The organism is Mucilaginibacter sp. P1_A3, assembly GCF_056406855.1.
This window is the reverse complement of record NZ_JBFTZJ010000012.1, coordinates 26,901-40,137: the sequence shown is the minus strand read 5'-3', so window position 1 is coordinate 40,137 and position 13,237 is coordinate 26,901. Positions and strand designations below refer to the sequence as shown.

Annotated in this window: 7 protein-coding genes; all 7 read left to right on the top strand. The window is 40.6% G+C overall.

Annotated elements, in window-relative coordinates; all coding sequences use genetic code 11:
- Positions 1–335: 335 nt before the first annotated feature.
- A complete protein-coding gene (locus AC1D0K_RS24260; protein WP_477391344.1) occupies positions 336–1,835 on the top strand; it encodes an alpha-L-fucosidase in 1,500 nt (499 codons plus the stop codon).
- Between the two features lie 12 nt (positions 1,836–1,847).
- Positions 1,848–4,319 (top strand): glycoside hydrolase family 95 protein, encoded by a 2,472-nt coding sequence (locus tag AC1D0K_RS24255; protein WP_477463111.1) that lies wholly within the window; start codon positions 1,848–1,850, stop codon positions 4,317–4,319.
- Positions 4,320–4,402: 83 nt separating this feature from the next.
- Entirely contained in the window at positions 4,403–5,341 is a 939-nt protein-coding gene (locus tag AC1D0K_RS24250; RefSeq protein ID WP_477391342.1) for a glycoside hydrolase family 43 protein, read from the top strand.
- A gap of 134 nt (positions 5,342–5,475) precedes the next feature.
- Entirely contained in the window at positions 5,476–7,773 is a 2,298-nt protein-coding gene (locus AC1D0K_RS24245) for a GH92 family glycosyl hydrolase (protein WP_477391341.1), read from the top strand.
- 218 nt (positions 7,774–7,991) lie between these two features.
- Positions 7,992–8,570 (top strand): RNA polymerase sigma-70 factor, encoded by a 579-nt coding sequence (locus AC1D0K_RS24240; RefSeq protein WP_477391340.1) that lies wholly within the window; start codon positions 7,992–7,994, stop codon positions 8,568–8,570.
- Between the two features lie 81 nt (positions 8,571–8,651).
- Complete coding sequence (locus tag AC1D0K_RS24235) at positions 8,652–9,659, top strand: FecR family protein (RefSeq protein ID WP_477391339.1); 1,008 nt, start codon at positions 8,652–8,654, stop codon at positions 9,657–9,659.
- A 248-nt stretch (positions 9,660–9,907) separates the two neighbouring features.
- Complete coding sequence (locus AC1D0K_RS24230) at positions 9,908–13,213, top strand: SusC/RagA family TonB-linked outer membrane protein (protein ID WP_477391338.1); 3,306 nt, start codon at positions 9,908–9,910, stop codon at positions 13,211–13,213.
- The last annotated feature ends 24 nt before the right edge of the window (positions 13,214–13,237 follow it).

The following is a 13,237-nucleotide window of genomic DNA, read 5'->3' as shown; positions in this document are numbered from 1 at the left end:
GGAGTATAGCTTTAGGGCTGTACTCCTTTTTTAACATGCATTAACCCTATCCGGGTAATCACCAATTGTTTTCCAGTGAGTAATTCGTCCTTATTGATCATTATGAACAAGCCAGCTAAATTTTAGGGTTTGTAAGTACAGTGCAGTTAGTAAATGAAATCAGTTTAAGAATAAAGCAATTCATGCTTCATAAAGGCAATTAACATCAAAAAAGAATACTGTATACAACGCAAGGGTGTAAAGAATGGAAATAAAAAAAGTTCATTTACCTTCATAAAGCAACCATTACTAACCAAATTAAAAATAAATTATAACTATTTTACGCATCTACCAATATGTACAAGACAATACTAAGGTCATTGGCATTTATTTGCTTTTTTATTTGTTGTATTACACGTTCCAATGCCCAGGAACGCTTTCAGGCCGATTGGAATTCATTAAAGAAATACCAGACGCCCGAATGGTTCAGGGACGCCAAGTTTGGTATATTTATTCATTGGGGCGTATACTCCGTTCCTGCATATAAATACGAATGGTACCCGAGGCATATGTACCGTGAAGGGAGTGATGAATATAAACATCAGGTAGCCACTTATGGCCCGGAAAGCAAATTCGGTTACAAGGATTTTATACCAATGTTTAAAGCCGAAAAATTTAATGCCGATGCCTGGGTAGCTTTATTTAAAAAAGCTGGTGCCAAATATGTGGTGCCGGTTGCCGAGCATCATGATGGTTTTGCCATGTATAAAACAGCTTTATCTAAATGGAACGCTGCAGAAATGGGGCCCAAACGGGATATTATAGGTGAATTGGCAGCCGCAATACGTAAAAATGGACTGATTTTCGGCCTTTCATCTCACAGGATAGAACATTGGTGGTTTATGGGAGAAGGAACAAAGTTTAATTCGGATGTGAGAGATCCGGATTTTGCAGATTTTTATGGCCCTGCAAAAGTGTATGACCCGTTTAGTAAAGGCCCCGATAATGTAAGGCCAATAATGAGCACCGAGTTTATGAACGACTGGTTAATGCGCAATATTGAATTGACCGATAAGTACAAACCACAATTGTTTTGGTTTGACTGGTGGATAGAACAACCGGAACTTGAGCCTTATCGTAAATCATTTGCATCTTATTTTTATAATAAAGGCATTGAATGGAATAAGGGCGTTGTCCTCAATTATAAAAATGATGTAGCCTTCCCGGAGGGAACAGCTGTATTTGATATGGAGCGCGGAAAGCTGGATGGGATACACAAACTGCCCTGGCAAACAGACGACGCTATTGGAAACACTTCATGGGGATACGCGAACGGAAATACCTTTAAAACGGCTCAATATGTAATAACCAACCTTATAGATATTGTAAGTAAAAATGGCAACCTCTTATTAAATATTGGTCCCCGGCCTGATGGCAGTATTACCGACGAAGAAACGCAGGTGTTACTTGGCACAGGCAAATGGCTTAAAGTAAACGGCGAGGCTATTTATGGCACTCGTCCGTGGAAAGTTTATGGGGAAGGACCAACCAGGTCGGCCAGCGGCCAGTTTGTAGATCAAAAAATACCTTTTAGTTCAAAAGATATTCGGTTTACAGTAAAGGGTGATAAACTTTATGCCATAACACTTGGCTTACCTGCACCGGGCGAAACGGTATCTATCACTTCGCTGGGCTCCGATGCCGGAAATGGAACTGTGGCCGGCGTTGAGCTTCTGGGCAGTAACGTTAAAGTTAAATGGAAACAGAATAAGAATGCGCTGATAATCAATAATAGCGCGGTTTATCCCACGCAAAATGCGGCTGCATTCAAAATAACATTTAAAGTGCTTAAATAAAATTCAACTTATATGAAATATTTGATAACCAGGCGCACGTTTACTTTAGTCTGTTTTATTGCCGTTCAATTAATAACTTTTGATTGCTTTGCTCAGGGTAATAAATTATGGTACAAAAAACCGGCGAAACTGTGGACGGAGGCTTTGCCTTTAGGAAACGGGCGTTTAGGGGCTATGGTATTCGGGAATCCCGGTGATGAACTTATCCAGCTGAACGAGGCCACGTTGTGGTCTGGTGGGCCTGCTAAACAAAACCCGAACCCCGGGGCTTTCAGTTACCTGGAAAAGGTAAGATCTGCACTTTTTAAGGGCGATTACAACCTGGCACATGATCTCGACAAAAAAATGCAGGGGGTATATTCTGAAAGCTTTTTACCGCTGGCAGATCTGCGCATCAAACAAGATGTAAATACATCTAAAACAAATGCTTATTACAGGGACTTAAATATTGATGATGCTGTAGCCACCACGGTGTACACCATTAACGGTGTAAAGTATAAACGAGAGATCTTTGCATCGGCGCCAGACCAGGTTATTGTAGTTAGAATAACAGCGAGCATTCCTAAACAGTTAAACTTAAAGATCACGGCTTCAAGCCAGCTTCGTTTTAAAAAGGAGTTGTCAGAAAATAACTTATTAATACTTAAGGGAAAAGCACCTTCCCACGTTGAACCAAGTTATGTCGATTACAAACAGGAACCCATCGTTTATGATGATAATGATCCTTGTAAAGGAATGCGTTATGAATTGTTAACAAAAGCCGTAAGTGATGATGGGAAAATAACAGCAGATACAAGCGGAATTACAATTAAAGGAGCTTCTGCAGTTACACTGTTCCTCTCGGCAGCAACCAGCTTTAATGGCTATGATAAATGCCCGGATAACGACGAGCACGCTATCGCGTTAAATTACCTCCATAAAGCCGCTGCAAAGCCGTATCAAAAGTTACTGGCTGCTCATCTTGCAGACTATCACCGTTTTTTCAATCGTGTTTCATTAACATTGAATAATAATGAGGGCAGCAGGGCTAATCTTCCTACCRATGAAAGACTTGCCGCTTACACAAAAACGGGGAAAGACCCTGGAATTGAAGCTTTGTACTTTAAATATGGCCGTTATTTATTGATCAGCAGTTCCAGAACCGCTGGTGTTCCCGCAAATCTCCAGGGTATCTGGAACAAAGAATTGCGCGCGCCATGGAGTTCAAATTATACCAGTAATATCAACGTTCAAATGAATTATTGGATGGCCGAAGATTGTAACCTGACCGAAATGCACATGCCTTTGTTTGATCTTATAAAGGCATTATCGGTAACGGGTACCTCTGTTGCAAAAGATTTTTATCATGCAGGCGGATGGGTTACACATCATAATACTGATATATGGGCATTGGCTAACCCGGTTGGCGATTTTGGGCACGGTGATCCAAAATGGGCTAATTGGCCTATGGGGGGCGACTGGCTTACCCGTCATTTATGGGAGCATTATTTATATACAGGCGATAAGCAGTTTTTAAAAAATACTGCCTATCCGATTATGAAAAACGCAGCCAGGTTCACATTTGACTGGTTGATCCCGGATAGCAGCGGTCACCTCGTCACTGCTCCGTCCATGTCACCCGAAAACGATTTTATTTATGGCAAAGGCAAAGTTGCAGATGTTTCCATTTCAACCACCATGGATATGGGCATTATAAGAGACTTGTTTGATAATTTAATAACGGCCAGCAAGGTGCTTAATGTTGACAAGGCTTTCAGAGATACCTTAACGCTTAAAAAAGCAAGGCTCATCCCTTACCAAATTGGCAGCAAGGGTCAGTTACAGGAGTGGTTTAAAGATTTTGAATCACCCGATCCGCATCACCGGCATGTGTCTCATCTATATTCCGTTTACCCGGCAAATGAAATATCGGTATCAAAAACACCCGATCTTGCTGCAGCGGCAAAAAGGTCACTGGAACTTAGGGGGGATGAAAGTACCGGGTGGAGTTTGGCCTGGAAAGTGAATTTATGGGCACGCTTGCTTGATGGTAACCACGCCTATAAATTATACCAGGACCTTTTAAGGCTTACCGGAGAGAGTGGTTATAATTATAACGAAGGCGGCGGTTTATACCCCAATATGTTTGATGCCCATCCACCATTTCAGATAGATGGAAACTTTGGTGGAACATCTGGACTTGCCGAAATGCTGTTACAAAGTCAGGATGGCTCAGTTAATTTGTTACCGGCAATACCGGATGCCTGGAAAACAGGCAGGGTAAAAGGCTTGGTTGCCAGGGGCGGATATGTGGTAGATATTAATTGGCAAAACAACCAGGTAAGCAGTGCCTCGGTTTATTCCAGAAACGGGGGAGAATGCCGCGTATATTCCAAAACCCCTTTAATGTTAAAAAACGCCGCTATTAAGGCAAAAAAAGTTGCTGGTGGTTTCGAACTTGTTTTTGCAACTGTCGGCGGTAAATCCTACCAACTAATCAAATGATCCTATCACCATTTAAAATGATCCGAAATAAAAAGAGCATTACTGTAATCTTATCAGTTATTTTAAGTTTAAATTCCCTAACCATGATATTTAAAAGAATCGTTTTTGTTGTTTTGATGTTGCTTGGCGCATTTGTTCATGCCCAGGTTCATCAAAAAAAAGAGGTTTATTTGTTTGCCTATTTTAAAAATAACGGCGAGGATGGACTACATCTGGCCTATAGCGATGATGGATTTAAATGGTCGGCTTTAAAAAATGACAGCTCATTTTTAACGCCGATGGTATCCAATGATAAGTTGATGCGCGATCCCTGCATCATCCGCGGTGCCGACGGCTTATTCCATATGGTTTGGACGGATAGCTGGAAAGATAAAGGCATCGGCTATGCCAGCTCACCAGACCTGGTACATTGGTCAGGGCAGCAACAATTACCAGTTATGGAACAACAGCCAGGTGCACGTAACTGCTGGGCTCCAGAAATTACTTATGATGCAGTCACCAGGCTATATATGATCTATTGGGCTACTTCTGTTGATGGTTTGTTCCCGGTAACGGATAGCCTTGCCGAGAGTAAGTATAACCATCGTATTTATTACATCACCACTAAGGATTTTAAAACCTACACTTCGGCAAAAATGCTGTTCGATCCGGGTTTTAGCAGTATTGATGCAACCATTGTGCCCAATGGAAAGAGATTTGTAATGGTGTTTAAAGATGAAACCCTGCATCCTGTGCAAAAAAACATCAAAATAGCTTATGCTAAAAACTTAACCGGCCCTTACTCAAAACCTCAGGGCCCTATAACCGGTAAATATTGGGCCGAAGGACCAACTACTTTGCGAATTGACAATAAGTGGATTGTTTATTTTGATAAATACACCGAACATAAATATGGAGCCATCACTTCAACTGACCTGAAAAAATGGACAGATATTTCTGATCAGATCGATCTCCCTAAAGGCATCAGGCACGGTACTATTATCAAAATAACACCGGCAGAGCTGGAAAAACTGAAACAATAGTACTGATACAGCGTACCACCCGTGGTACTTTTTATACCGAAATAAAATATTTTTTTAATACAGAGATGCAATGGCCCAAAGTGATGTTAATATTGAATTTTATTATCAAATACACTCTGGGTTAAATGAATGATATGATACTTTATAAAAAGTTACGCTTATATATTACTTTATTATTGTCGGTTGTAACCACATCCATATTTGCGCAGGATGTAGTTAAATATGTGCAGCCTTTGGCGGGTACCGCTGTTGCTACAACAGCGTCGGCACTAAAACATGGCTCGGGGTATGCAGCGTCACAAGCCAATACTATACCTGCGGTGAGTACACCATTTGCAATGACACAGTGGACGCCCGAGACCCAGGCTACTGAAAATAAGTGTGTGCCGCCCTATCTTTATAAAGATAGCTTGTTTTACGGGATTCGCGGTTCGCATTGGCTAAGCGGTTCCTGTACGCAGGATTATGGTAGTTTTACCATTATGCCCCTTACCGGTAAATTAAACACCAGGGGATACGAAACTCCATTTAAACATACCGACGAACTGCTGACCCCATATTTATACCAGGTTAATTTAGCTAAATATAACTTACATGCCGCTGTAACAGCAACACCACGCTGTGGCATGATGCAGTTTACAATGGATAAGGCAGATAGCCTTTATTTGTTAATTATGCCCAACAGCGATAGGCATGAAGGTTACATAAAGGTGGATGAAAAAAGCGGCGAAATTAGTGGTTATAATCCTGCCCATCGTATTTACCAGGGCTGGGGTAAAAGCGCTGGCTTTAGCGGCTACTTTGTGATCCGGTTTGAAAAAATTGCCGGCAGGGCAGGCACTTTTACAGGGGATAAGATTTTAACTGCCACAAGTGTAAAAGATAAGCCGGGAATAGGTGCGTTTGCAGGTTTTAAACTGAACAAGGGCGAAAAGCTGGTGATGCGCATAGGTACATCCTTTACCAGCCTGGATGGCGCCCGTAAGAACTTAGTGGCAGAAATGCCCGGGTTTAATTTTGATAAAGCGGTTGCAGTTTGTAAATCGATATGGCAAAAAGCCTTAAGCCAAATTAGTGTGACTACCGATAACCTTAAGGATAAAAATATTTTTTATACAGCTTATTACCACACTATGCAGCAACCCCGGTTGTTTAATGATGCGGACGGCAGCTACCCTATGTTTGCCGGCAATTATAAAACAGCAAAGCTGGCCAAAGGCGACTATTATGATGATTTTTCGATGTGGGATATATACCGCGCCGAAATTCCTTTGTATGAAATATTGAAACCCGCTTTTGTGAATGATTTGGTCAGGTCGTTGATTATTAAAGGCAGGCAGGGAGGCTGGATGCCAATATTTCCGTGCTGGAACAATTACACGTCAGAAATGATAGGCGACCATACGGCTTCGGTAATAAGTTCGGCTTATCTTAAAGGTATCAGGGATTATGATGTAAACGAAGCCTATGGCTTATTGCGGCACAATGCTTTTGACATACCTGCAAATAAAAGTGATTATGAAGAAGGTAAAGGCCGCCGGGCATTAGATAGCTATTTAAAATATCACTACATACCTCTGGAAGATAGCGTACCCGATGCTTTTCATAAAAAAGAGCAGGTTAGCCGCACTATGGAATATGCTTATGACGATTATGCGCTATCACAATTCGCCAAAAAGATAAATAAAACAGCAGATTATAAATCACTTTTAAAACGTGCCGGTTATTATAAAAATACATTTAATGCTACTACGGGTTTGGTACGGGGCCGCTATGCCAACGGTAGTTGGATAACAGATTACGACCCCGATAAAAAAGAAAGCTATATTACCGAAGGCACGCCCCGTCAATATACATTTTATGTTCCACAGGATATTCCGGGCCTTACACAATTGATGGGAGGCCCCGCCCGACTGGAAACTGCATTGGATAGTTTGTTTTTGAAAAAAGAATACTGGCATGGTAATGAACCTGGCCACCAGATCCCTTTTATGTACAATTACACCCCTTCGCCCTGGAAAACGCAACAGCAGGTTCGCCAGATACTTGCTACAGAGTATAGTGATGGCCCGGGCGGCCTTGGCGGCAATGACGATGCCGGGCAAATGTCGGCATGGTACATGTTCGCGGCCATGGGTTTTTACCCGGTGAACCCCATATCGGGCGAATATCTTATTTGTGCCCCTATTTTCGATAAGGTGATATTGAAACTGCCGAAAGGGAAGGAGCTGGTAATAACTTGCCACAAAAAAAGTAAAAGTTCGGCATACATCCACCAGGTGAAATGGAACGGGAAATTAAGCGGGAACGATTACATTAATTATAAAAACATGATGGCGGGAGGAAGTCTTGATATTTTCATGCAGGATAAACCGGATAAGAAATGGGCTGCCCAACCACAATACCAGCCTGCAGGGGCATTGGAAAAATGATATGGAAAAGGAGGGGTTCTGAATAGGTTTTGCTGTTGCTTGTCTCATCAGGAATAATCAAATATCGTTTAGTTAATATGTAATTAAAGTACCTGATCGAAAATCAAATTAATTTAATTTCAGGAAATATTATACCACCTTTGTTTAAATAAAAAAGTACTTTAAAAATCATTAACCAATTAACCTGGTTTAAAAATCAGTGTAAGTAGCTTATCTAAATGGGCAATTATTTAATACATACTGATGAAGACCTTGTTTCGTTACTAAAGCAAGATCAGGTAGGGGCTTTTGAAACTATTTATACACGCTATTGGGATAAGCTATTTGACTCTGCCTACAAGCGGCTGCAAAACACAGCCATTTGCGAAGAAATTATACAGGATCTTTTTGTTAAGCTATGGGAAAAGCGGTTTGTTTTGAATTTAACTACCGGCTTAAAAAACTACTTATATACTGCAGTAAAATACAAGGTTATAGATCATTATCGTAAAGAACTGCTGCAAAGTTCTTTTGCATCTGCCAGCAAGCATAATCCCGATATGGATAATGCAACGGAAGATAGTATTTTTCTTAACGACCTTAAAAAACACCTGGAAGGTATCATAAACACATTACCCCCTAAATGCCGCAATGTTTATGAATTAAGCCGGTTACAACATAAAAGTAATAAAGAGATAGCTGTAATTTTAAATATATCCGAAAAAACGGTGGAGTGGCACCTTACCAAAGCATTGCAGCATATTCGTTTAGCTGTTGGCGATACGTTAGTACTCTTAGTGGTTTTTTTACTGAAATAATTTTTTTTCAAAAAAAAGCAAGGGTTGTCTCTCCTTGCTTCGACTTACCTTTTATAAGCCTGATTATAAACTTTCTTTACCATGGATAAAGTTCAACTTTCTGAATTATTGGATAAGTATTTTAATGGCACTTGTACGCCCGAAGAAGCGGAAGCGATTGACCGGTGGTACAGGCAATACACCGATAAGGCCGGTTATACCCAAAACTTATCAAACGATAAAAAAGAGCTGCTGAAAGCAAAAATGTTTAATGCCATTCGCCAGCAAACCTTTGCCGGAGAAACTGCAGTAGTATGGCCGATGTACCGCAAATGGTGGATAGGGGTTGCGGCTGCGGCAGCATTGCTCATTTTTGTTAAATTCTTTTTTCTGGATAAGGCTTTAAAGCCTGTAGAAGAGGCACAAGTGGCAAGTTTAGATAATACCTTCAGTAATCACACCCACAATATTGTTAAGCAATTGCTGCCCGATAGCAGCGTGGTATGGCTTAGTCCTGATGCCAGTATAAGCTGGCCTAAGCAATTCCGGATTAAATCGCGGGAGGTTGCTATGAAGGGCGACTGTTTTTTTGAAGTGACGAAAAATCCAAACCGGCCATTTATTATCAGCAGTGAGCATATTGTAACTAAAGTTTGGGGTACCAGCTTCAGGGTGGTTGATAGCAAGTATGTTAGGGCGGCCGCCGTTACGGTGGTTACCGGTAAGGTATCGGTAAGTAAAAAAGGAAGCGACGCAGCCAATGCCGGCGCGCAATTAATGGCCGGCGAAGTGATACTGTATCCTAAAGAACAGGTTATTCTTAAAAACACCCAACTTATTACCAGTAAGCAAGCCGATATATCTGATTTGACGATTTACAGGCACGTAGATTTGTCTTTTGATAATGCTAAACTGGCAGATATTGTATTGGTGCTCAATAAAAAATTTGATGTAAACATCAGGATCGGGACTGGAGAATTGGATAAAGCGGTAATGACCGCAGATTTGACCGATTTAAACTTACCCGAAGTTTTAGAAGTATTGAAGGCTTCGATGAAACTCGATTATGAGATTTCCAACAATCTCATTGTACTAAAAAAGACCAATTAAATTAGTAAATAACCCTAAAGATTTAAACTTATGAGAAAACCCAAACCATCTTAAAGCGATAAGCTACTTTATTATTCCAAAGAAGGTACAAGAGTGCTGTAACACTCTTGTACCAGGAAATTTCACCGCCCTCGGATAACATCAATAAAAATTGGTGATAGGGCCGTTTATTATATTTTTTCACAAAATACAACTAACTCAAATTTATGATTTTTTGTTTACAACATTCGCATTTCTGGTACAAGATTATGAGAATCACATTTGTTCAGTTATTGATCATCGTATTAATGGCTGGTGTCACTTACTCAAAGCCGATTAGGGCGCAGGGGGTACTTAATAAAAAGATTAGTCTTACGGCTCAGAATAAAACACTGTCCGACGTATTGAAAACATTATCTAAAACACATCATGTTGAATTTATTTACAACCAGGATGTTATAAAAACCACCAATAAAATTTCGGTTGATTTTAATGATACAAACCTTAAAGATGTATTGGATAAACTATTAACTCAATATCATATTAAGTACGAGGTTTTTAAAAGCAAAATTATCTTAATTGATGCCGAACAAACAGCTGCATCATCAAAAAAGGATGCTGATGCAGATATTACAATTACCGGTAAAGTTATTGATGAAAAAAATGAAACACTCATAGGCGTTAGTGTTACCATTAAAGGTACAACCAGCGGCACTATAACAGGTATTGACGGTAGCTTTAAAATAAACGTTAACAGCAAAACCGACATACTTGTATTTAAGTATGTTGGGTACCAAACATTAGAGGTGCCTGTTAACCTTAACCAACCAATGGCTGTGCAGATGCTTGCCGAGCAAAAATCACTTAACGAGGTGATAGTAATTGGTTATGGTACAAAAAAGAAGATTGACCTTACCGGAACTGTTAGTTCTTTACAATCTGACGAAATTGTTAGGGCCAGGGCCTCCGGTACGCAGGAAGCAATGCAGGGCCGTATAGCAGGTGTGGATATCAAACGCGGATCGGGTAAACCTGGGTCTGATTTCAATATCGAGATCAGGGGCGCCAATTCAATAACCGGAAGTACACAACCGCTTTATGTAATTGATGGTATTCCCGTTGGTCAAAACGGTAGCGCTACCAACCCGGTAAATGATATTAACCCTGCCGATATTGAGCGGATTGATGTATTAAAAGACGCATCATCTACCGCAATTTACGGATCACGCGGTGCTAATGGTGTAGTATTGGTAACCACCAAAAGGGGAATTAAGGGTAATACTAAGATCACTTATGATGGCTATTACGGCGTGGTAAATCCTTATCATTTACCTCCGGTAATGGATGGGCCAACTTTTGTTACTTACGCACGTGATTATTATAATGCCTTATCCGGTTACCCTGCTATCCCGATTGCAGATGATAAAATATTTTCGGCAACTGAATTAACCAATATTAAAAACGGAACCTATACCAACTGGATAGACCTGATCAAAAGAAATGGTTCACAATCCAACCACAACCTTTCTATAACCGGAGGGGATGAAAAAACTACCTATTTTTTATCTGGCGGGTATCAGGTATACCAGGGTACAACTAAGGCCGAGGATTCTAAAAAATATACTTTAAAGACGGGGTTAGATAAAACTATTAACAACACGTTTAAAGCAGGTGGTTCAATATATTCTATTTTTGTAAACAATCACTTAGGTAGCGCCGAAGTTTTTCGTTCGGCTTACCGTTTACGCCCTACCGGCAGTGCTTATAATGCTGATGGCTCTCCTCGGTTTTTTGCTTATGAAAGCGAAGCCCAGATCACTAACCCTTTGTTTGAGTTTAAAAACGAGATCAGAGAGCAGCAATATGTACACGTATTGCCAAACGTTTATGCCGAGGCTAATATCATAAAAGGGTTAAAGGTACGTACCTCATTCAGCCCGGATATTACCTTTCAGCGCCAGGGCCAGTATGATGATACTTTTACTAAACAACAGGCGGGCACTAAGCCGGCACAGGGGCAAAGCAGTTCAAACAAATGGGTTAACTACACCTGGGAAAACCTGCTATCTTATAACAGAGAGATAGGTAAAAGCAAATTTGATATTACCTTAGGTAACACCTTTGAATATCATCAGCAAGATTTTTCCTCTATATCGGTTACTGGTTTGCCTTACAGGTCGCTTTGGTATAATTTAGGTACTTATCAAAACGTTTTAGGCCAAATACCAATTGTAGGTATAGGCAGCGGTTACTCCAAACAAACTATTGCATCATATTTTGGCAGGGCTAATTATACCTTCAATAACAGGTATCTGCTTACCGCTACTATGCGGGCTGATGGCAATTCTATTTTTGCACCTGGCCACAAATGGGGTTATTTCCCATCGGGAGCATTTGCCTGGATAGCCAGTGAAGAAGATTTTTTAAAGAATGTTACCCCTATTAATCTATTAAAAATAAGGTTAAGCTATGGTAAATCGGGCAATGCGGCATTGCAAAACCTTATATTCTATCCGTATGTTACCCAATCTACTATTTATCAAACACCTTATGATTTCAATGGCATCCAAGCCAGTGGGTTTGCACCAAATTTTGGCAATCAGAATCTTACCTGGGAAAAAACTGACGAATTTAATGCCGGACTTGATTTAGGCGTTTTAAATAACAGGGTAAATTTAACGGTTGATCTTTATCGCAAAACATCTAATGGCTCGATTTTGTCACAGCCGGTGCCTCCGGAAAATGGTTATTCGGCCCAAACCACCAACCTTGGATCAGTAAGAAATCAAGGTATAGAAATTGGTCTGAATACGGTGAATGTACGGTCGGGTAAGTTTAGCTGGACTACCAATATCAATTTTGCAGCTAACTCCAACAAAATTGTTGATCTGTACGGAACTGGTAAGGATGACGTTGGAGCAGCCAGATTTTTGGGTCAAAAAGTACGCGTACAATACAATTATAAAATAATTGGCGTGTGGCAAGCCGACGAAGCTGCTCAGGCTGCCGTTTATGGACAAAAACCAGGTACATACAAAATACAGGATCTTAATAACAACAATAAAATTGACGCAGGCGATCGCCAGGTGTTAGGTAGCGATATACCAAATTGGTTTGGTGGCTTAACCAACACCATGAATTTTGCCAATTTTGATTTCAGTTTTACCGTATATACGCGGCAGGGTACACTTGAGGGCAGTGAGTTTTTAAACCAGGCTATGAATGGCGACCAGCGCAGGGCGCGCTTTGGTGCCTTTGACCGCAGTTATTGGACGCCCACCAACCCAAGTAACAAATGGGCCAACACAGCTTTAGAAACCCAATATGGCGGTATTGCAGTATTGCAAAACTCATCATATACTAAGATCAGCAATATCACATTAGGATATACCATCCCCAAAAAGCTGTTGAGCAGGGTGAAAATCACCAATTTAAGAGTGTATGCCAATGCATTCAATCCTTTCATCTTCAGTAAGTTTATAGGTTGGGATCCCGAAAATCCAAGCAGTACCTCAGCTTTAAATCAGGATTTCAAAACGCGCACCTTTATGCTAGGCTTAAATTTAACTTTATAATTATTGATCATTATTTAACATAAC

Bases quoted from the DNA above. Each gene is read 5' to 3' on its own strand.
- AC1D0K_RS24260 (WP_477391344.1), top strand. From the start codon at position 336: ATGTACAAGACAATACTAAGGTCATTGGCATTTATTTGCTTTTTTATT.
- AC1D0K_RS24250 (WP_477391342.1), top strand. From the start codon at position 4,403: ATGATATTTAAAAGAATCGTTTTTGTTGTTTTGATGTTGCTTGGCGCA.
- AC1D0K_RS24245 (WP_477391341.1), top strand. From the start codon at position 5,476: ATGATACTTTATAAAAAGTTACGCTTATATATTACTTTATTATTGTCG.
- AC1D0K_RS24240 (WP_477391340.1), top strand. From the start codon at position 7,992: ATGGGCAATTATTTAATACATACTGATGAAGACCTTGTTTCGTTACTA.
- AC1D0K_RS24235 (WP_477391339.1), top strand. From the start codon at position 8,652: ATGGATAAAGTTCAACTTTCTGAATTATTGGATAAGTATTTTAATGGC.
- AC1D0K_RS24230 (WP_477391338.1), top strand. From the start codon at position 9,908: ATGAGAATCACATTTGTTCAGTTATTGATCATCGTATTAATGGCTGGT.